Source organism: Streptomyces sp. NPDC002853 (assembly GCF_053591915.1).
Genome location: NZ_JBSFUS010000013.1, coordinates 292,396 through 313,159 on the forward strand (window position 1 = coordinate 292,396; position 20,764 = coordinate 313,159).

17 protein-coding genes are annotated in these 20,764 nt (G+C 70.3%); 11 read left to right on the forward strand and 6 right to left on the reverse strand.

Annotated features, from left to right (window positions below; genetic code table 11):
• Positions 1-437 precede the first annotated feature (437 nt).
• A complete protein-coding gene (locus ACWD02_RS33570; RefSeq protein WP_451217558.1) occupies positions 438-1,790 on the forward strand; it encodes an esterase-like activity of phytase family protein in 1,353 nt (450 codons plus the stop codon).
• Between the two features lie 28 nt (positions 1,791-1,818).
• Here the strand turns inward: ACWD02_RS33570 and ACWD02_RS33575 are convergent, their stop codons facing one another.
• The gene (locus ACWD02_RS33575) at positions 1,819-2,169 is read right to left on the reverse strand and encodes a hypothetical protein (RefSeq protein ID WP_451217561.1); all 351 of its coding nucleotides are present in this window, start codon (positions 2,167-2,169) and stop codon (positions 1,819-1,821) included.
• Between the two features lie 325 nt (positions 2,170-2,494).
• Entirely contained in the window at positions 2,495-3,661 is a 1,167-nt protein-coding gene (gene xylA, locus ACWD02_RS33580; RefSeq protein ID WP_451217563.1) for a xylose isomerase, read from the reverse strand.
• Between the two features lie 192 nt (positions 3,662-3,853).
• Here xylA and xylB point away from each other — a divergent pair, with 192 nt between their 5' ends.
• Together xylB and ACWD02_RS33590 are read left to right on the forward strand one after the other, a co-directional pair.
• On the forward strand, positions 3,854-5,317 hold the full coding sequence (gene xylB / locus ACWD02_RS33585; RefSeq protein WP_451217565.1) for a xylulokinase: 1,464 nt from the start codon (positions 3,854-3,856) through the stop codon (positions 5,315-5,317).
• A gap of 28 nt (positions 5,318-5,345) precedes the next feature.
• The gene (locus tag ACWD02_RS33590; protein ID WP_451217567.1) at positions 5,346-6,548 is read left to right on the forward strand and encodes an ROK family protein; all 1,203 of its coding nucleotides are present in this window, start codon (positions 5,346-5,348) and stop codon (positions 6,546-6,548) included.
• A gap of 142 nt (positions 6,549-6,690) precedes the next feature.
• On the opposite strand, the gene ACWD02_RS33595 is transcribed toward ACWD02_RS33590, so the two are convergent.
• A complete protein-coding gene (locus ACWD02_RS33595) occupies positions 6,691-7,164 on the reverse strand; it encodes a cupin domain-containing protein (RefSeq protein ID WP_451217570.1) in 474 nt (157 codons plus the stop codon).
• A gap of 149 nt (positions 7,165-7,313) precedes the next feature.
• On the opposite strand from ACWD02_RS33595, the gene ACWD02_RS33600 reads away from it, so the two are divergent.
• The 8 genes from ACWD02_RS33600 (at position 7,314) to exaC (ending at position 17,399) form a co-directional block, all read left to right on the forward strand.
• Positions 7,314-8,204 carry a LysR family transcriptional regulator gene (locus ACWD02_RS33600; RefSeq protein ID WP_451217573.1) on the forward strand — a complete coding sequence of 297 codons (891 nt, stop codon included), beginning with the start codon at positions 7,314-7,316 and terminating at the stop codon, positions 8,202-8,204.
• A 69-nt stretch (positions 8,205-8,273) separates the two neighbouring features.
• Positions 8,274-9,212 (forward strand): MerR family transcriptional regulator, encoded by a 939-nt coding sequence (locus ACWD02_RS33605; protein WP_451217576.1) that lies wholly within the window; start codon positions 8,274-8,276, stop codon positions 9,210-9,212.
• Positions 9,212-10,468 carry an MFS transporter gene (locus ACWD02_RS33610; protein ID WP_451217579.1) on the forward strand — a complete coding sequence of 419 codons (1,257 nt, stop codon included), beginning with the start codon at positions 9,212-9,214 and terminating at the stop codon, positions 10,466-10,468. Before ACWD02_RS33605 ends, ACWD02_RS33610 begins: the two co-directional genes overlap by 1 nt.
• A gap of 188 nt (positions 10,469-10,656) precedes the next feature.
• Positions 10,657-12,078 carry a tetratricopeptide repeat protein gene (locus ACWD02_RS33615; protein WP_451217582.1) on the forward strand — a complete coding sequence of 474 codons (1,422 nt, stop codon included), beginning with the start codon at positions 10,657-10,659 and terminating at the stop codon, positions 12,076-12,078.
• Between the two features lie 500 nt (positions 12,079-12,578).
• A complete protein-coding gene (locus ACWD02_RS33620) occupies positions 12,579-13,592 on the forward strand; it encodes an acetamidase/formamidase family protein (RefSeq protein WP_451217585.1) in 1,014 nt (337 codons plus the stop codon).
• Between the two features lie 39 nt (positions 13,593-13,631).
• Complete coding sequence (locus ACWD02_RS33625) at positions 13,632-14,231, forward strand: N-acetylmuramoyl-L-alanine amidase (RefSeq protein ID WP_451217588.1); 600 nt, start codon at positions 13,632-13,634, stop codon at positions 14,229-14,231.
• Positions 14,232-14,353: 122 nt separating this feature from the next.
• Positions 14,354-15,610: a GAF domain-containing protein gene (locus tag ACWD02_RS33630; protein ID WP_451217591.1), complete on the forward strand. Its 1,257-nt coding sequence runs from the start codon at positions 14,354-14,356 to the stop codon at positions 15,608-15,610.
• 265 nt (positions 15,611-15,875) lie between these two features.
• On the forward strand, positions 15,876-17,399 hold the full coding sequence (exaC, locus tag ACWD02_RS33635) for an acetaldehyde dehydrogenase ExaC (RefSeq protein WP_451217594.1): 1,524 nt from the start codon (positions 15,876-15,878) through the stop codon (positions 17,397-17,399).
• Positions 17,400-17,616: 217 nt separating this feature from the next.
• On the opposite strand, the gene dpgC is transcribed toward exaC, so the two are convergent.
• Genes dpgC through dpgA form a run of 3 tightly spaced genes read right to left on the reverse strand, consistent with a single transcriptional unit; the run spans position 17,617 to position 20,755 of the window.
• On the reverse strand, positions 17,617-18,864 hold the full coding sequence (gene dpgC / locus ACWD02_RS33640; RefSeq protein WP_451217677.1) for a (3,5-dihydroxyphenyl)acetyl-CoA 1,2-dioxygenase DpgC: 1,248 nt from the start codon (positions 18,862-18,864) through the stop codon (positions 17,617-17,619).
• Between the two features lie 44 nt (positions 18,865-18,908).
• On the reverse strand, positions 18,909-19,592 hold the full coding sequence (gene dpgB / locus ACWD02_RS33645; RefSeq protein ID WP_451217597.1) for an enoyl-CoA-hydratase DpgB: 684 nt from the start codon (positions 19,590-19,592) through the stop codon (positions 18,909-18,911).
• Positions 19,586-20,755: a 3,5-dihydroxyphenylacetyl-CoA synthase DpgA gene (gene dpgA, locus ACWD02_RS33650; RefSeq protein ID WP_451217600.1), complete on the reverse strand. Its 1,170-nt coding sequence runs from the start codon at positions 20,753-20,755 to the stop codon at positions 19,586-19,588. The genes dpgB and dpgA overlap by 7 nt, the downstream gene beginning before the upstream one ends.
• Positions 20,756-20,764 lie beyond the last annotated feature (9 nt).

Genomic DNA, 20,764 nt, shown 5'->3' on the forward strand with positions numbered 1-20,764 from the left:
CGGGCCCGCACCCGGGCCCGAGCACCCGCGCCGCCCCATCTGGTGACGGGCGCGACGGCCACCGGCGCACTCCAGCCACTCACAAAAGCGCCGGGAACACCGGCGCGAGCACTCCCCCTGGCCAGCGATTGAGCGCGGGCATGACATCCGAGAGTGTGGATCACATCGGTTCAGGGGGTGCTGACCGCGACTGGACTCCCCCGTTCCGCAGGGCCCCGAGTGCGGGAGCACATCAGCGCGATCCAGGCGAAGGGGGGCGACCCGGGCCAGGTGCCCAACTGCCGCTGACCGGCCCGAGCATGACGACGGCGCTTCCCGCCCCTCGCGGGAGGCGCCGTCAGCGTGCCCCCTCCCGTTCACCTCCCTGCCTCCCGGTGTTCGCGACGACGGCGAAGTCTGATCGCTGTCACCGAACACTTGCGCCCCAGGAGGCACCCATGTCCCCGCACGCCGCCCGTAAGCGTCGCGTCCGCCGTTCCGTCGCCGCGGGTGTGCCGATGGCCGTGCTCGCCGCGATCGCGGTGACCGGAACCGCCACGGGCGCCCAGACCGGCGGCAAGGAGAAGGCGCCTCGGATCACCTCGACGGCGACACTCGGGGAGGTCCCCCTGAAGACGTTCAGCAACGACCTGATGCCCGGCACGGTGAGCGACGACCGCGGTGTGGCGCTCGGCGGCATAGGCAGTGACATCTATCCGGCGGGCCGCAAGGGCGAGTTCTGGACGGTCACCGACCGCGGGCCCAACGGCCAGATCAAGGTGGACGGCAAGAAGCGCCGCACTTTCCCTGTGCCCGGTTTTGATCCGGCGATCGTGAAGATCCGCGTCTCCGGTGACACCGTTGAGATCATCGACGCGCTCCCGGTGACCACCTCCTCCGGGAAGGCCGTCACCGGCCTGCCCAACCAGGAGGGGCGCGATGAGGCGCCGTACACCTACGACGCGAAAACGGCACTGACCTACGACCCGAACGGCCTCGACACCGAGGGCATCGTGCGGGCGCACGACGGCACCTTCTGGCTGGTCGACGAGTACGGTCCGTCGCTCGTCCACGTCTCCGCGCGCGGGAAGGTGCTCAAGCGCTATGTACCCGAGGGTCTCAAGTTGTCGGGGGCCGATTACCCGGTCGCCGAGGCGCTTCCGGGCATCCTTCTGCACCGCAAGGGCAACCGCGGCTTCGAGGGGCTCGCGCAACTCCCCGGCGGTGACCTGGTGATGGCGGTCCAGAGCCCCCTGTCCGTGCCGGACGAGGACGCGGGCGACGCGTCACGGACGACGCGACTGCTGCGCTTCTCGCCGAAGAAGCAGGCGGTCACCGCCGAGTACGCCTACCGCTTCGACGCGGTGGGTGTCGTCGACCCGGGCGAGGACGACACGTCCGAGCTGAAGATCTCCTCCGTGGTGGCCGTCGGCCGTGACCGGCTCATGGTCGAAGAGCGCACCGACAAGGCCGCGCGGCTGCACACGGTGAGGCTCGACCGCAATTCCGACGTTCTCGGCGAGCAGTGGGACGACGACGCCACAAGCCCCTCCTTGGAGGAGCTCGACGATCCGGCGGCCTCCGGAGTGCCCGTCCTGAAGAAGCGCCTGCTGGTCGACCTGGCCCGCATCGAGGGCGTGCCCGGCAAGATCGAGGGGGTGGCCCGCGTGAACGGTCACACTCTCGCCCTGATCAATGACAACGACTTCGGGATGACGGACGGGGCGGAGGCGTTCGACGAGGAGGGCCGGCTCGTGGACAGCGACGTGGAGACCACGGTGACGTACGTGCGGCTGCCGAAGGGCATCTGAACTGCCGACCCCGTGTGCGACGCAGCGTTCAGGACGCCGGTTCGGTGACGTGCACCTTCAGGAAGTAGTAGCGCACTTCGTTGTCCGCGCCTGAAGGCACCAGGGAGTCCAGGCCGGTCGGCAGTTCGCTGGGCAGCTCCGACGGCAGGCCGCTCGGCAGGTTCGAGGGGGCCTCCGTCGGCACCTCTGTCGGCACTTCCGAGGGCAGCTCGGAGGGGATCTGTGACGGGATGCTCAGCGACGGCTTGGGCTTGCCTCCCGAGCTCTCGCTGCTCTCGGAAGGGCCCTTCTCGTCGCCTGAGCCGTCACCGCTGGTGGCCACCAGGACCACGGCCACCACGGCTCCGATCGCGACGATCACCGCCAGCAGGATGAACATCCCGCCCCTTCGACCGGACGGCCCGCCCGGCGGCGGAGCAGGCGGCCACGCGCCCCCTCCAGGGGGCACACCTCCGCCGCCCGCGGGAGGCCACCCTCCGCCGCCCGGGGGCGGCCCGAATCCGTCACCCGGCGGCGGGCCGTACCCACCCCCGGGCGGTCCGAAGCCCCCATCGCCCGGCGGGGGCGGGTCACCCGGCGGAGGGGGAGGCGGCGGCGGTACGGGCGGCATGGCCATACCGTCCAGAGTCGCCTCGAAAGGGTCAAGATGCGACCCCCGCGCGCAAGTTGATACCTGCCGGCGATAACGGAGCTGGAGCCTCCGGTCAGCCGCGCGCCCCCAGCAGATGATCCATGGCCAGCTGGTCGAGGTGCTCGAAGGCCATGCCACGGTCCGCCGCCGCGGTCACGTCGAAGGCCTCGAAGGCACCGCGATCGGCGAGCAGCCCGGCGAGACCGTCCTCGGCGGTCGGCAGGGACAACTCGTCCAGGCGGGACGCCCGCAGGGCCTCCTGGACCTCGGGGTCGGCACGGAACGCGGCCGCACGCTCGCGAAGAATCAGGTAGTTGCGCATGCAGCCGGCAGCCGACGCCCACACGCCGGTGTAGTCCTCCGTACGCGGCGGCTTGAAGTCGAAGTGCCGCGGCCCCTCGTAACCGCCCCTCTCCAGGAGGTCGACCAACCAGAAGGCGCTGCGCAGATCGCCCGCCCCGAAGCGCAGGTCCTGGTCGTACTTGATGCCGGTCTGGCCGTTGAGGTCGATGTGGAAGAGCTTGCCCGCCCACAGAGCCTGGGCGATGGAGTGCGGGAAGTTGAGGCCCGCCATCTGCTCGTGGCCCACTTCGGGGTTGACGCCGAACAGTTCGGAGCGCTCCAGGCGCTCGATGAAGGCGAGGGCGTGCCCGACGGTGGGCAGCAGGATGTCGCCGCGCGGCTCGTTCGGCTTGGGCTCGATCGCGAAACGCAGGTCGTAGCCCTGTTCCGTCACGTAGTCGCCGAGCAGGTCGAAGGCCTCCTTCATGCGGTCGAGAGCCACGCGTACGTCCTTCGCCGCACCGGATTCCGCACCCTCCCTGCCGCCCCACGCGACATAGGTGTGGGCGCCCAGCTCCACCGCGAGGTCAATGTTGCGGATCGTCTTGCGCAGCGCGTAGCGGCGCACGTCGCGGTCGTTGGCGGTGAAGCCGCCGTCCTTGAAGACGGGGTGCGTGAAGAGGTTCGTGGTCGCCATCGGCACCACGAGGCCGGTCGCGTCGAGCGCCTGCCGGAAGCGCTTGATGTGCGACTCGCGCTCGGTGTCCGACGCACCGAAGGGGATCAGGTCGTCGTCGTGGAAGGTCACTCCGTAGGCACCCAGTTCGGCCAGTTGCCGCACGGAGTCGGCCGGGTCGATGGCCGCCCTCGTCGCGTCACCGAACGGGTCCCTCCCCTGCCAGCCGACGGTCCACAGGCCGAAGGTGAACTTGTCCTCAGGAGTGGGCTGGTACGTCATGTGCGGCTCCCTTGATGACTGGTGCACGGCGGTGAGGCCGGGCCGGGCACGGCTGCGCGCCCGCTCATGTGCGGCTGCCGCGACTATTTCGTCATGGCGCTTAACAAATTAGTATCCGAAGGCATCCCTGGGAAGGTCGGACGGAAGGAAGTCCGGGCGTGCCCGGAAAAGCCGCGGGAACGGAGACCCCCGATGTCATCAGCGCCAGCAGCCGACGGGCCCCTCGTCGTCGGCGTGGACAGCTCCACGCAGTCCACCAAGGTCCTGGTCGTCGACGCCGCCACGGGCAGGGTGGTGGCAAGCGGTCAGGCCCCGCACAGCGTCAGCTCGGGCGCCGCCCGCGAGAGCGACCCCGAGGAGTGGTGGAACGCCCTGTGCGCGGCCCTCGACCAGTGCGGCGCTGCGGCGCGCGAAGCCGCCGCGGTGTCGGTCGGCGGCCAGCAGCACGGGCTCGTCACGCTGGACGCGCAGGCCAGGCCGGTGCGTCCCGCCCTGTTGTGGAACGACGTGCGCTCGGCGGCGCAGGCCCGCACCCTGGTGGACCGTCTCGGTGGCCCCAAGGCGTGGGCCGAGCGCGTCGGCAGCGTGCCGGGGCCCTCCTTCACGGTGACCAAGTGGGCCTGGCTCAGCGAGCACGAGCCCGAGGCGGCCCGCGCCACCGCAGCCGTAAGGCTCCCCCACGACTACCTCACCGAACGCCTCACGGGGAGCGGCACGACCGACCGGGGCGACGTCTCCGGTACGGGATGGTGGGCATCGGCGACGGAAGCGTACGACGAGGAGATCCTGGGGCTCGTGGGCCTTGACCCCGACCTGCTGCCGCGCGTGGTCCGGCCCGGCGAGGTCGCGGGCACCGTGCGTGGGAGCGGCGAACTGCCCTTCTCCAAGGGCACACTGGTCGCCCCCGGGACCGGCGACAACGCGGCGGCGGCACTCGGGCTGGGCCTGCGCCCCGGTACCCCGGTGCTGAGCCTGGGAACGTCGGGCACCGTGTACGCGGTCTCCACGCGGCGCCAGGCAGATCCGACGGGCACGGTGGCCGGCTTCGCCGACGCGCGCGGCGACTGGCTGCCGCTGGCCTGCACCCTCAACTGCACCCTGGCCGTGGACCGGGTGGCCGCGCTGTTGAGCCTGGACCGCGAGGCGGTGGAGGCCGGCGGCGCCGTCACCCTGCTGCCCTACCTGGACGGCGAGCGCACCCCTGACTTGCCGCACGCCTCGGGACTGCTGCACGGCCTTCGGCACGACACGACTCCGGGGCAGCTGCTGCAGGCGGCCTACGACGGGGCTGTGCACTCGCTGCTCGGCGCCCTCGACCTGGTCCTGGACGCCGACGCGGACCGCTCGGCTCCGCTGCTGCTCATCGGCGGCGGGGCGCGGGGCAGGGCCTGGCAGGACACCGTGCGGCGGCTGTCCGGACGGGCCGTTCAGGTGCCCGAGGCCAAGGAACTGGTCGCGCTCGGTGCTGCCGCCCAAGCAGCGGGCCTCCTCACGGGTGAGGACCCGGCGGCCGTGGCGCGCCGCTGGGGCACGGCCGAGGGGCCCGTGCTGCCGCCCGTGGAGCGGGACGAGTCGGCGCTCGCGCGGATCGCCGGGGTAGTCTCCGACGCGACGCCGCTGCTCGGCGCCGGGGGCCACGAGGACGCACGGCCATGAGGACGGAAGAACAGGGACTGACGGGGGCATGACCGCACCACCGCACGACGCGCGCCGGGGCACGTCCGGAGTTCCGCTGCCCGACACACAGCAGGGGATGCGCCGCCGCAACCTCTCGCGCGTCATGCACGCCGTCGCGGCGCACGGGCCGCTGTCCCGTGCCGCCGTGGCCACCCGGATCGGCTTGACGCGGGCCGCCGTCTCCACCCTGGTGGACGAGTTGATCCGCTCCGGGCTCCTGGACGAACTGGGCCCCGAGCGCCCCGGCAAGGTGGGGCGCCCCGGCTCCGCGCTCGCGGTGAGCAGGAGCGGGCCCGCCGGCATCGGCGCCGAAGTGGGCGTCGATCACCTCGCCGTCTGCGTGGTCGACCTGCGCGGAGAGGTACGCGCGCGTGCCGTGCGGCAAGGAGACAACCGGGGACGCGCCCCGCAACCCGTCATCGAGGAACTCGTCGCGCTGGTACGGCAGGTGAGCGAGGAGGTCCGCCAGGCGGGCCTGCGCCCCGCGGGACTGGCCCTCGCCGTCCCGGGCCTGGTCGCCCGCGGCACGGGAGTGGCGGTGCGCGCCCCCAACCTCGACTGGCACGACGTCGACCTCAGTGCCCTGGTACCGGGCAGGCTGCCGCTGACGGTGGACAACGAGGCCAACTTCGGGGCACTGGCCGAGCTGTGGCTCGGCGAAGAAGCGCCCCAGGACTTCCTCCACGTGTCGGCGGAGATCGGCATCGGAGCCGCGTTGGTCGTCGACGGGCGGCTGCTGCGCGGGACACGCGGCTTCGCGGGCGAGTTGGGACACATGCCGGTATGGCCGGACGGTCCACCGTGCCCGTGCGGCGGGCGTGGCTGCCTGGAGCAGTACGCGGGCGAGGAAGCCGTGTGGCGTGCGGCGGGCCTTGATCCGGGCACGGACCGCGTCGGCGTGCTGGCGGAGCGCGCCGCGCAGGGCGACGAGAACGTACGAGAGGCGCTGCGAGGTGCGGGAGCCGCACTGGGTATCGCGCTCACCGGTGCGGTGAATCTGCTGGATCCGCGTTCGGTGGTGCTCGGCGGCGCCCTGTCCCGGCTCGCGCCGTGGATGCTGCCCTCCCTGGAAGGCGAGTTGGGGCGCCGTACCTCGGGCACGGCTTGCGCTGTCACTGTGTCCGGGCTCGGCTCCGACGGTCCGTTGCTGGGGGCGGCGCACTCGGTCGTACGGGCGGTCCTGGATGATCCGGCGGGGGTGGCGGCGTAGGGGCCCGCGCTCTCTTGTCGCAAGGCTCCTTGCGGCCTCTTTTGTTGTCGTGACCCTTCTTGTTGTCGTGGCCCTTCTTGTTGTCGTGGCTCTTCTTGTTGCGGGCCGCGTGCCCTGTCAGCTGGTGCGGGCCGCATCTTTGTCAGCGCCACTTCGCTCCCCCTACGAAGTGCACGTCGTAATTCTCGTGCAGCTCGTCCATGCTGTCCCACCCCGCCTCTCCTCGTGCGATGCGACCCAACTGCCGGAAATAGCCGAACCGTTCGATCCCCGGGGTGAGAACGGCGAAGAACTCCGCCGGGCCATCGGTCGACGCTCCGAAGGCGTGCACCGTGCCGGGCGGCACCACGATGAGACCGCCCTTGTCCACAGCCGTGATCACGCCGTCGATCAGGAACTCCATGGTGCCGTCGAGCACATGGAAGAGCTCGGTGGACAGACGGTGGTGATGCGGGCGCGTGCCGTCGGCGCCGGCGGGCAGGGCGAGCCGATTGGCTCCCAGCAGTCCGCCGGTCGCAAGGCTGTCCTCCAGCAGCCGGAACCGGCCGCCTCCGGGCAGGGGCACCTCCTCCGCGTCTCGTGCGTGGACGATCAGGGCGTGCGGGTCGTGGGACACGTCGTGCTCCTTCGGGTGCGGTGCAGGCTCGTGAGGCACCAGTCCATCGCGGGAACACGGCGCGTCCAAGAAGCTGTTCATCAAGGCAGTGATCACTTGAGCCGATGAATGTGCTCGCGTGGATGGGATGCGGGAGGAGCGCGGACACAGTGGAGCTTCGGCAACTCGAGTACTTCGTGGCGGTCGCGGACGAGGGCGGTTTCGGTCGAGCGGCCGTGCGGCTGCACGTCGTACAGGCCTCGGTGAGCCAGCAGGTCGCGCGTCTGGAGCGGGAGTTGGGCCTGCGCCTCTTCGACCGGACCACCCGCCGTGTGGGGCTCACAGCGGCCGGGGAACGATTGCTGCCAGAGGCGAAGGCTGCGCTCACCGCCGCTGCCCGCGTGAGCCATGTAGCCGACCAGATCGTCTCCGGCGCAGAGGGCGTGTTGCGTCTCGGCACCGCCCGGGCCTTCGCGGAACGCGTGCATCCGGCGCTCGATCTGCTGGCGGAACGCGTCCCGGGGCTACAGGTCCGGCTGCTCCAGGCGACGCGTGAGCGGCGTATCGAGGCACTACGGAGTGGGGAGCTGGATGCTGCACTCGTCCGAGGGGACGGTCCGCAGCAGGGGCTTTCGGTAACGCCGGTCTGGGACGATCCGCTGATCGTCGCGCTGCCCGCCACGCATCCGCTGGCAGCCTTGCCCCGCTTCGAGCCAGCCGATCTCGCGGGCCTGCCGCTGCGGTTGGCGCCACGGGACCACAACCCGGCGTTTCACGATCTGGTGACGGGGTTGATGCGGCGTGCGGGCGTCGATGTGCCGGCCGGCCCGCCCTTCACCACCTTGCAAGAGACTCTGACGGCGCTCGCCGCGGACGCGGCGAGCGGCTCGCCCTCCTGGACCGTCTTCGACCTCGTGGGTGATCTTCCGCGGGCTCGGCGTATCGTCTTCGGCCCGCTGCTCGGCGCGCGCTCGGCCGTCAGCCTTGCCGTGCGGCCGGGGCCACTGTCCTCCGCGACGCAGCATCTGCTCGACGCCATGGAGGCAACGCGTGCGCAGTAAGTACTGGGGCCGACCCCCGGGGATGGCGGGGCTTGAGTCTCCAGTAAGGGGAGACAGGAAGGTGAGGCCATGAACGGCGACACGCTCCACTCGATCGGTGATCTGGCACGGCGGACCGGACTGACGGTCAAGACCGTCCGGTTCTACTCCGACGCCGGGATCGTGCCGCCCACCGACCGCAGCCCGGCCGGCTACCGCCTGTACGGCACCGACGCCGTCGCCCGCCTCGACCTCGTACGCACCCTGCGCGACCTGGGTCTCGACCTGGCCACCATCCGGAAGGTCGTCGACCGGGAGGTCTCGCTCCCCGAAGTGGCCGCAGCGCACGCGGACGCGTTGGAAGTGCAGATCAGAGTGTTGCGCCTGCGACGCGCGGTCCTGACGGCGGTGGCCAAGCGCGGCTCCACCCCTGAGGAGTTGGATCTCATGCACAAGCTGGCCAAGCTCTCCGAGGAAGAACGCAATCGTCTGATCGACGACTTTCTCTGCTCCATCTTCGACGGGCTGGACGACCACCCCGCCTTCGCGGGGGTCGCCCGCTCCCTCACGCCCGAGCTGCCGGACAACCCCGATGCCGATCAGGTCGAGGCCTGGGTGGAGCTGGCCGAGCTGTTCCAGGACCCTGGGTTCCGCTCCACGATGCGGGGCATGGCCCGAGACCTGGCTACCGACCGCGCCCCGGACAACAGCACCGGCCTGCCACGCGTCCTCGCCGAGGCCGTCCGCTCACAGGTCGCGCCGGCCCTGGCGGCAGGCACCGATCCGGCCTCGCCCGAGGCAGAACCGATCGTCACGGCGCTCGCCGGGCACTACGCGCACATCCTCGTCCTCCCCGACGACACCACCCTCCGCCGACGCCTGGTCTCCCGCCTGGCGGCCATGGACGACCCCAGGCGGGATCGCTACCTGGTGCTGCTCGCCGTCATCAACGGGTGGCCCGCGCCAGAAAGTCTCGCGCCGGTACTCGACTGGACGCTCCGAGCCCTGCGCGCTCGCCTCCCCCGGTAGTGGGCCGATCCGGCTCGACCCACACCGACTCCACCGAGCCGAAAGAGGCAGCGCCCCGACGGCTCCTCTCCAGTTACCGGGAACTGATGGATGTACCCGACTTCTGGCGGCTCGCTACAACCGGCATCGCGTCGAAGCTGCCGCCGAGCATGGTCGGCCTGGGTCTGCTGCTTCTGGTGGGGCGAGACCACTCCTACGGGGCCGCGGGGCTTGCGGTGAGTGCCTTGGCAGTCGGCCAGGGGGGCACCGCTCCCCTGCGCGGCCGACTCATCGACCGACACGCACCACGCCCGGTCCTCCTGGGTCTTTTGGCCGCACATCTGACGGCCGTTCTCTTGCTGATCATGGTGGTGCGCGGCGGCGGGTCCGTCGCCGCGATCCTGGCGCTCGCCGCGGCGATGGGTGCGAGCGCTCCCCCCGTCACCGTCATGATGCGCTCGGCCTGGCATCGCTCCACGGGCGGCTCGCAGGGCAGTTCCTCGGGCGGCGGGCTGCTGGCCACTGCGATGGCCCTCGACGCGTCGATGATGGGCGCCGCCCTGGTCACCGGACCCGTGCTCGCCAGTTGGCTGAGCCTGTCGATCTCGCCGGTCGCGCCGTTCGCGGTCGTCGTGCTACTGATGGCCGCTTCGGTCGGTCTCCTGATCAATTCGCCGGGCCGGCCAGCGCTCCCCATCCGGCCCGGACGTCGGCCCGTCCCTCCGGCTTCCGCTCCGCTGCGGCGCCTGCTGGCCGCTGACGCCCTCTTTGTCATGGCGGTGACCGCGGTGGATGTGGTGCTGCCGATCTACGCACAAGAGCACCAGGCGGCCGGGTTCACCGGTCTGTACCTCGGTGCCCTTTCCGTCGGCAGCGTGCTGGGCAGCCTCGTCTTGGGTGCCGTGCCGAAGCTCCTCTCGCACAGCTCCAAGGTGTCCGTACTGCTCTGCGTCTTCGCGGCCGGGACGGGCTCGCTGGCGCTCACCACCAGGGTGTCGCCTCATTTCATGCTCCTGGTCTGTCCTCTGGCCGGGCTGGTGATCGGCTGCACGTTCGCGGCGCTGCGCACGACCGTCGGCGACCTCGCGCCGGAGGGACGCATCACCGAGACGATGTCGTGGCTGAGCAGCTTCGACATGGTCGGCGGCGCGGTGGGCGCGGCGGTGTTCGCACACATCGCAGCGGACGAGGGGAGCGGCACCGCGCTGTTGCTGATCCCTGGGGTCGCATTGCTGGCTGCGGCGATCGGTCGGACTACGCGTCAGCGGACGCTGTGACGGGGCCTCAGGCAAGACCTCAAGCAGGACCTCAGGCAAGACATTCGTAGAACAATGCGGCTCCATGTCGGTTCGACGAACCGAGCGTCGCCCTCGTATCCCGCGGGCAGAACCCCGAAACTGGGCTGACTGAACAGACCGACCGAAACCGGATGGACCGGACAGAGCCGGTACGTGAGGGGACAGCGATGGAAAAGGACCGGCACGCCCACGTCCTGAGTGCCACTAGCGGCGAAGCCGCCCGCCACTACGAGCGAGCGCTCGACGCGCTGCTGTTCTTCCGTGCCGAAGTCGCCGACCATGCCCAGGCGATGGTGGTGGCATCGCCGGATTCGGCGATGGCGCACGTCTTCGGCGCCTATCTCGGGCTTCTCGGCACCGAGGAGAAGGATGCGACCGATGCCCGGCGTTCCTTCAGTGCCTTACGAGCCGCTGTCGATTCAACCGGGCTCTCGCCTCGCGAGACGATGCACGCGGCGGCGGCCGAAGCGTGGTTGGGCGGGGACATGCTGCGGGCCGGGGAGATCCTCGGTGAGATCAGCACCCAGTTCCCTCGCGACGCGCTCGCCCTGGCCGTCGGTCACCAGATCGACTTCTTCACCGGAGACGCGCAACGGCTGCGTGACCGGATCGGCGGCGCGCTCTCCGCGTGGGACGGTGACGACCCGCACTTCGGTCCACTGCAGGGGATGTACGCCTTCGGGCTCGAAGAGGCCGGGCACTACGGCCAAGCCGAGGAGATCGGACTTCAGGCCGTCGAACGTCACCCGCGGGATGTGTGGGGCATCCATGCGGTCGTTCATACGTACGAGATGCGAGGAATGTTCGGCCAGGGCATCCGTTACCTTGACGCGCGGACCGAGGACTGGGCCGACGGCAACTACCTCTCCGTCCACAACGCGTGGCACTACGCCCTGTACGCGCTGGAGGCGGGCAGCATCGATCGGGTCCTCGGCGTCTACGACAACACCCTCCACAACGAGGCATCGCAGGCCATCGCCATGGAACTCCTGGACGCTTCCGCCCTGTTGTGGCGCCTGCTTCTGGTCGATGTCGACGTTGACGTTGCCTCCCGTTGGGCGGCGCTCGCCCAAGCATGGGCCGGGCGCAAGGACGGTGCCTACTACGCCTTCAACGACGTTCACGCAGTGATGGCGTATGTGGGGGCCGGGAGGCTCTCCGACGCCGAGCGGCTGGTGAAGGAACGCGAGCACTGGCTCGACCGGGGCGACCCCGCGGTGTCGAATCACGCCATGACACGCGAGATCGGCGTCCCGGTGTGCCGCGCCCTCATCGCCTACGGCCAGCACCGGTACGCCCGCGTGGTCGAGTTGCTCGCGCCGATCCGCCATCACCTCAATTCCTTCGGCGGCAGTCACGCGCAGCGCGACGCCATTCAGCGGACGCTCGTGGAAGCGGCCATCCGTTCCGGCCGCCACGACCTGGCGCGCACCTTGCTCAGCGAACGCATCAACCTGCGTCCCATCTGCCCTTACAACTGGCGGGCCCGCGCCCGGCTGGCGGACCGGCTTGGCGACACGGCTCAGGCGGAGTCCGCCCGCACCCGCGCGGAGGAACAGGCCGCCTCGGGTGTCGCTGCCCTTGGCTGAGGCAGGCCGGCTTGAGCTGCAGCGGCGGACTGTTCGGTGCTGGGGACGGCAGGTTTGACTGAGGTGGCGGGCTGCTCGGAGCTGGGGGCGGCAGGCTTGAGCTGCGGTGGTGGGCTGTTCTGGAGTGAGGACGGCTTGCGCTGAGGTGGTGGATTGTTCCGGACTCAGGACGGCCGGCTTGAGCTGAGGTACCCGAGCCATCGCCTCGACGCCCTCGGCGCGCCCGGGCTTCCTCAGCAGTCTCGGCACCCTCAAGAGTGACCGCGTTATCCACAATCACGGTGCCGTACACAGATTCAGATCGGGCCCTTCCGCCTCAACCAGCCAGCGCCGTAACGTGATTGACGCGGGGCACCACCGCCTGGGCGGCGGTTTCGTGTTCACGCGGATCGGGGGATTCAGGTGTCGGGAGCAAGCCGTCGCGAGCTGCGTCGCGGGGCCGTCGGGCCGCGCGAGGCCCACGAGTTCCCCACGGAGCGACTGAGGAGTGCGGTCCAGCCATGAACCAGCCTCGCATCCTGACCGTGCGGCCGGAACCCGGCGAGTACGCGTGGACATTCGGCGGTGCGCCACCCGTGGCGCGGATCGCTCCGGGTACGGTGCTCGACCTGTACACGGAGGACTGCTTCGCGGGGAACGTGCGCTCGGAGAAGGACCTGGTCTCCGAGGTCTGCCAGTTCCCGTTCCTGAATCCGCAGACCGGCCCCTTCCACGTCGAGGGAGCGGAACCGGGTGACACCGTCGCCGTGCACTTCGTATCGATCGAACCGGCCCGCGACTGGGCGGCGTCCACCACGGTCCCCCTCTTCGGAGCGCTCACCTCCACCCACACCACCGCCTCACTCCAGCCTCCACTGCCCGAGACCGTATGGATCTGGCAGCTCGACCGGAGCCGGCGCACCGCACACTTCAGCGCACATGACGGCGACTTCGAGGTAGCGCTGCCGATGGATCCGATGCACGGCACGGTCGGCGTCGCACCGGCCAATCTGGAGGTGCGCTCGGCTCTCGTGCCAGACGCACACGGCGGCAACATGGACACCCCCGAAATGCGGGCCGGGGTCACCTGCTACCTCGGGGTGAACGTGGAGGGCGCGCTCCTGAGCCTCGGTGACGGACACGCCCGGCAGGGAGAAGGGGAAACCTGCGGAGTCGCCGTCGAGTGTGCGATGAACACAGTCGTGATCGTCGAACTCCTGAAGGGGATCGCCACGCCCTGGCCGCGCCTGGAATCCGACAGCCACATCATCTCCACCGGCTCGGCACGCCCGCTGGAGGACGCCTTCCGAATATCGCAACTCGACCTGGTGCAGTGGTTGGTGCGCGACTACGGCTTCAGCGAGCTCGACGCCTATCAGTTCGCGACCCAGACCGTCGAGTCGCCGCTCGCCAACGTCTGCGACACCAACTACACGTGCGTGGCCAAGCTCCGCAAGGAGTGGCTGCCCGCGCGCGAAACTCATCGGGGGCTCCACGCGCGGCTGCGAGAGACGGCAGCGCTGCTGCCCCACTGAGAAGTCCAGCTGTTCCCCCCACCGAGAGGCAGGCCAGCCATGGATCGAGCAAGACGCTACCCCAGCAGGCGCAGGCTGTTGCAGGGCGCGGCCCTGGCCGCCGTCCCCACCGCGCTCCTCCCGGCCACCCGTGCCACGGCCCGGCCTCGGGCGGTCGACTATCCACTTGCCGAGTGGGTTCCGGCAAGCACCTCCAACTACACGGCCGCCAACCGCCCCAGCACCTACCCCGTCGACTACGTGATCGTCCACGTCACCCAGGAGACCTACGCCGACACACTCGCCATCTTCCAGAACTCCGCCAAGAAGGTCTCGGCCCACTACGTGGTGCGATCCAAGGACGGGCACGTCGCCCAGTGCGTCCGCGAGCGCAACGTCGGCTGGCACGCGGGAAACTGGGACTACAACACCAGAAGCATCGGCATCGAACATGAAGGATGGGTGGATCAGCCGGAGTACTTCACCGACGCGATGTACGAGCAGTCCGCGCTGCTGACCTCGGCCATCTGCGATACGTACGACATCCCCAAAGACCGCGAGCACATCCTCGGGCACGCGGAAGTACCCGGAGCCGACCACACCGACCCAGGTCCGCACTGGGACTGGACGCGCTATATCCGCCTGGTCAACTCTGCCTGACCGCCACCGGCTCGCACCCCGGCAGGTGTCGAGGCGCTTGTCAGGGCGGTTGCCGCAGCGCTTGTCGGGGCAGCCTCGCGGGGCGACGATGGCTGCATCCATCGCCGTCCCGGGAGGCCGAGTTGTCCGAACCATGGGTGGCCCTGGAAGCAGGCGCCGATCCTGCCGAGCGGGTGCGGGTGCTGCGGCGCGCGCACGAGAGGTTCACCGAGGCGGGGACGCTCACGCGACCGGTGCGTTCCGTGGTGGCCGAATCCTGGCGGCGCTCGGCCAGGGCCAAGGTCAGCCCCGAGGACACCGGCGCGGCGGTGGAGCTCACCGACGGCGACCTCGGTTCGTACCGCGCCGAGCATCCGCTGGCCGGGGTGATGCCGCTGTTCCGTGAGCTGATGGGCACGTTCGCGATGGACGGTGAACATCTGCTCGCGGTGTGCGACGCGCACGGCAGGCTGCTCTGGGTCGAGGGGCATTCCGCGACGCGGCAGAAGGCGGGACGGATGAACTTCGTTCCGGGCGCGCGGTGGGCGGAGTCCGCGATGGGGACGAACGCCCCGGGGACGGCGGTGGCGGTGGACAGGCCGGTGCAGGTCTTCGCCGCCGAGCATTTCATCCGGCGCGTCCAGCCGTGGACGTGCGCGGCTGCCCCGGTGCACGACCCGCGGACCGGGCGGCTGCTCGGGGCGGTGGACATCACCGGGGGCGACGGGCTCGCGCATCCGCACAGCCTCGCCTTCGTGCAGGCGGTCGCTCGTGCCGCGGAGTCACAACTGGCCTTGCTGACACCCCCGGTGGAGAGCAGGGACTCCGTGGGGCTCACCGCGCTCGGGCGTGATGAGGCCCTGTTGCTGACCGGCGGTCGCAAGGTGCGGCTGAGCCGCAGGCACAGTGAGATCCTCGTTCTGCTGGCCCGCCACCCGGAGGGGATGACCGGCGATGAGCTGCTGTGCTCGCTGTACGAGGACGAATCGGTGACGCCGGTGACGCTGCGGGCCGAGCTGGCTCGGCTGCGGCGGCTTCTGGGGCCGGAGCTGCTGAGGTCACGCCCGTACAGGCTCTCTGTGCCGGTCGAGTCGGATGTCGACGCCGTCGAGCGACGACTCGGTTCGGGGGCGGTCGCGGCGGCGGCCGCCGCGTATGCGGGCCCTCTCCTGCCCGCCTCGCAGGCACCTGCCGTGGCGCGGCTGCGGCGCAGGCTGGCCGATCAGTTGCGGGCGGCGCTCATCGCTCGCCGCGACCCCGACCTCCTGGCCGACTGGGTGCACACACCGTGGGGCGAGGACGACCTGGTGGTGTGGCGGGCGCTGGCGCAGGTACGGGCGACCCCGCCGGTGCTGGCCCGGCTGCGTCAGCTGGACGCGGAGCTGACCGGCGCGGGGTAGGCCAGCTGCAGCAACCGAGCGAACCGCAGCCGCCGGGTGGGCTGCGGGCCACGCGTGCGGGCTGGACGCTGAACTCGGCGTGGCGGCGCAGGCGCCGGGGGGCAGGCGGACGATACGGCCGCGCTCTCCCCCCTCCCGACGAGTCGGCGATCAGGCGCTGGCCGGCCCCCGAGCAACTCCCGCAACGTACCTGCAACGTCCGCCCTCCTAGCCTCCGGGCGAGAGCTGCCCAACGGCGGGCAGCCTTCCCCGGGAGGCCACCAAGATGACCCGTTACGCAGCGCCCGGCACCGACGGCGCAGTTGTCTCCTACCAGTCCCGCTACGAGCACTTCATCGGCGGCGAGTACGTCCCGCCCGCCCGCGGCCAGTACTTCGAGAACCCGAGCCCGATCAACGGGCAGCCGTTCACCGAGATCGCCCGCGGTACGGCCGAGGACGTGGAGCGCGCCCTGGACGCGGCGCACGCCGCCGCACCGGCCTGGGGCCGCACCTCCCCCACCGACCGCGCGGACCTCCTGCGGAAGATCGCCGACCGGATGGAGGCGAACCTCGAGGGTCTCGCGGTTGCCGAGAGCTGGGAGAACGGCAAGCCGGTCCGCGAGACGCTGGCCGCCGACATCCCACTCGCCATCGACCACTTCCGCTACTTCGCGGGGGTCCTCCGCGCGCAGGAGGGGTCGCTGAGCGAGGTGGACGAGGACACCATCGCGTACCACTTCCATGAGCCGTTGGGCGTCGTCGCGCAGATCATCCCGTGGAACTTCCCCATCCTGATGGCGACATGGAAACTCGCGCCGGCCCTCGCCGCGGGCAACGCGGTGGTCCTCAAGCCCGCCGAGCAGACCCCGGCCTCCATCCACTACTGGCTGAGCCTGGTGTCCGACCTGCTGCCGCCTGGTGTCGTCAACATCGTCAACGGCTTCGGCGTCGAGGCGGGCAAGCCCCTCGCCTCCAGCCCGCGTGTCGCGAAGGTCGCCTTCACCGGTGAGACCACGACGGGGCGGTTGATCATGCAGTACGCCTCGGAGAACATCAAGCCGGTGACGCTGGAGCTGGGCGGTAAGTCGCCGAACATCTTCTTCGACGACGTGTGGGCCGCAAACGACGACTTCCGCGACAAGGCGCTCGAGGGCTTCACGATGTTCGCCCTCAACAACGGCGAGGTCTGCACCTGTCCGTCCCGCGCTCTCGTTCAGCGCGGTCACTACAGCGAGTTCATGGAAGCGGCGGTCGCCCGCACGGAGCAGATCGTGCCGGGGCACCCGCTGGACACCGACACGATGATCGGCGCCCAGGCCTCCAACGACCAGCTGGAGAAGATCCTCTCCTACCTGGACATCGGCCAGCAGGAGGGCGCAAAGGTCCTGACGGGCGGCCAGCGCATCACGTACGACGGCGAGTTGGCCGGCGGCTACTACGTCCAGCCGACGATCTTCGAAGGCGACAACCGCATGCGGATCTTCCAGGAGGAGATCTTCGGCCCGGTCGTCTCGGTCGCGTCGTTCAGCGACTTCGACGACGCCATCAAGACGGCGAACGACACGCTGTACGGCCTGGGCGCCGGAGTGTGGACGCGCGACATGAACACCGCCTACCGCGCGGGCCGCGCGATCCAGGCGGGCCGCGTCTGGACGAACTGCTACCACGCGTACCCCGCCCATGCCGCATTCGGCGGCTACAAACAGTCCGGCATCGGGCGCGAGACGCACAAGATGATGCTGGAGCACTACCAGCAGACGAAGAACCTTCTCGTTTCCTACAGCCCGAAGAAGCTTGGGTTCTTCTAGAGCCTGAAGTCGGTTGCCTGGAAGCGTCGTTGCGCTCCAGGCAACCCGACACGTCAGCTACCCGATGCAATCAGTCGGGCAGGCGCGTGCGTCTCTGCGCAAACGCGCACATCGAGCGCTCGATCGGCGGCCATGACGCTGGAGAACTCCCCTGCCAAGGCCACGCCTAACTCGCGCGAGGCCTGTGAGCCGGGGCCGGATGCCCCTCCGGCTCGTATCAAGGGCTCTGCCCGGCCTCCGTGCCCCGAGCGGAGAAGCGGCCGACCTTGTCGACCACATCCGCGCTGTGCAGGCGCATCGACTGCTCCAGCGCGAACTCCGCCATATAGCGCCGGAACACGTCGACGTCCTCATCTGCGGCGTTCAGCATCTTCCGGTTCGCCGTGACCGCCGGACCCCGGAGCCGGTCGAGGCTGGCTTCGACAGCAGCGTTCAGCTCGTTCGGGGTGTGTATCTCGTCCACGAGGAGCCGGGCTTCCGGGTCGGTTGCCTGGATCCTGCGGCCCTCCAGGATGATCTGGCGTGCCAGGCGCGGCCCTGTGTACCGGGTCAGCCGGAGGTTGGCGACTCCGGGAACGATGCCCTCCCGGGCCGCGGGCAGGCTGAGGTAGGCGTCGGAGGAGGCAAGGACGTGGTCGACGACCAGCAGCAGCTGCATCCCGCCACCGATGGCGAAGGTGTCGACGGCCGCGACCCACGGCTTGGACCGGGCCGACGCATGCCAGGACGCGCCGTCGTCGACGCGGACGCCGCGCCAGATCTTGTGCAGGTACCCGAGCTCGCGGCGCAGCAGGAAGCCGTCGAGCGAGATGTCCCCGGCATGCAGGCTCTTGAGGTTGATCCCGGAGCTGAACACGCGCTTCCCCGCATAGCGGGGATGGGTCATCTCTCCCCCACGGAGCAGGCAGAGTTCGACCGCGGGGTCGAGCAGAGCCAGGTCGACCGCTGTCTCCATGTCGTCGACCTGCCGGTCGTCCTCGGCGTTCAGGCAGTCGTCACGGCACATCGTCAGCCGGGCAACCCCGTCGCGGCGCTCCATCCGCACGGAGCCGAGGTCGGCCCACCCCGTGGCGGTGAACGCGGGCAGCAGCTCCAGGGCCCGCTCGGTGGGGTGGAGCATGGCGTCCACCAGGTGGCCGCCGGAGCACGGCGAGCGCAGGATCCGGCAGAAGAAGATGCCCAGGTCGATCTCGTGACCCGCCTTCTGCGCCTGGGGCAGCGCGCGGTCCGCGGCCAGCTCGGCCGCGGTGGGGACGAGCCCCGGGAACGCGCCCGCCCCCGCGGCGGCCAGCTCGCCAAGACGCAGGCCGCGGGTACGGTCCGCGGTGAGCTCGGCGTAGACGGCGTCGCCATGTGCATCGAGGAAGGCGCTGCGCAGCGTCCTCATCCGGTCCGGGGGCGACGCAGCCGACTGCTGTGCCGCGCGCGCGAGCGCCGCGCGCGCACGGGGGAGACTCGCCCGCATCTCCCCCGTGCTCGCCGGCTGGACGGACGCCGGTACGGTGCCGGTCACGTCGCGGCCTCGGCCGAGATCCGCCGCAACTCTCGGTCGCAGGCCGCCAGATGGGCCCCGAGCGCCTCCTCGAACGGGACGGTGTGGGCATCGAGCAGCAGCTGCCGCCTGATGGCCAACTCGGTTCCGGCGAAGCCGACGGTGCGTTCGGCGGCCGCCGCCACCGCGACCGCGGTGTCGTCCGTCACCTCGTCGATCAGGTGCAGCGCCAGCGCCTGCGCGGCGTCGAGCGGGGTGCCGAACAGCGCCGCGTGCCGGATGGCCGCGGTTCCGGTTGCCTGCTGGGCGAGCCGGTGCAGCACCATTCCGGGCCACGTGGCCCCGTCGGCCATGGCCGGCACCAACCGCGATGAAGGGGTGGCGATGCGGATGTCGGTGGCCAGCAAGGCGTCCAGAGCGGGGCCGCCGCAGTCGCCGTCGGCGACCGCGATGGTGGTGGTGGGCAGCCGCTCAAGTCTGCGCAGGACTCGCTCCCACTTGCTGACAAGACCCACCGTCAGCTCATCGGCCCAACCACTGTCCGGGGTACCGGACAACTCGACGATCACTGGGCTGCGTCCCCCGGCGTCCTCCGCACGGTCGCACACGGCACTGATCGCCGCGATGGCCTCCGGCGTCGGCGGCCGTCCGCCGTCCACCCGGAGCCTCGTCTCCGCTGCCTGCTGCTCCGCCCTCACCATTGGACCAGCGCCGTCTCGATCGTGGACCCAGGTCCCATGGTCATCAGCACGCCGAAGTCCCCCGCTCTGACGCGGCCTTCTTCGAGCAGCCGCTCGTACGAGAACAGAAACGATCCGCTCGACAGGTTGCCGTAGTCGCGCAGCACCCCGGTGGTATGCCGCAGGTCCTGGCGGGTGAGGCCGAGGTTCATGCGGACCGCGTCGATGACCTTCTTGCCGCCGGAGTGCACGAGCCAGTGGTCGACGCTGCTGCGACGCAGCCCCGCGTCGGCCAGCAGCCGGTCCACCACCCGCTCCGCATGGGCCCCGACCACGTACGGGATGTCCGGGTCGAGGTAGAAGCTGAACTTGTGCGCGTCGTCGTCCCAGTCGTAGCGCATGGCATCCACAGCCTCGTGAATGAGGTGGCTGGCGAAACCCAGCAGGCACGGGCCGGCAGAGGATCCCGCGTGTTCCGTCGGCAGTTCCCCGGGCGCGGGCCCGGCGGCGTCGGGTGGATCGGCGAACAGAGCGATGGCGGCGGCTCCGTCGCCGAAGAGGCTGTTGACGACCGCGGTGCGCATGGTGGAGTCCATGACGTAGGCGGCGGAGCATGCCTCGGCACAGAGCAGGACGGCGACCTGTCCGGGGTGCGCCATCGACCAGGCCGTCGTCGCGTTGAGCGCGTTCAGGCCCGCGTTGCAGCCCATGCCGACCACGTCCACCCGGCTGCATCCGGCGCCCATGCCCATGTCCTTGATGAGCAGCGCGCTGAGGCCGGGGGTGAGGAAACCCGTGGTGGTCACGCAGCACAGGTAGTCGACGTCGGCGAGTTCGATGCCCGCGTCCCGCAGACACGCGCGCACGGCCCGCGCCCCCATGTCGAGGGCGATCCGCTTGTGCTTGGTGAGCAACTCGCCCTGGGATTCCTGAGAGAAGGGCTCCGTCGTACTGGGGTTCGGGAGGGTGAGGTAGCGCCGCTCGATGGCGCTGTTCAGGAACACTGAGCGGATCTTGGGGTCGGTGATCCGGAAGCGGTCGAGCAGCTCGTGCTGCGAGTAGGAGACCTCGGTCACGGCGGTGCCGACACCGATGATGCGGCTGGAGTTGGCGAAGGGCTTCGGCTGGAGCTCTGGAGGAGCCGGCAGAGAGCCACCGGCCGGGCGGGTGATGGTGGCGGTCATCGGAAGGTC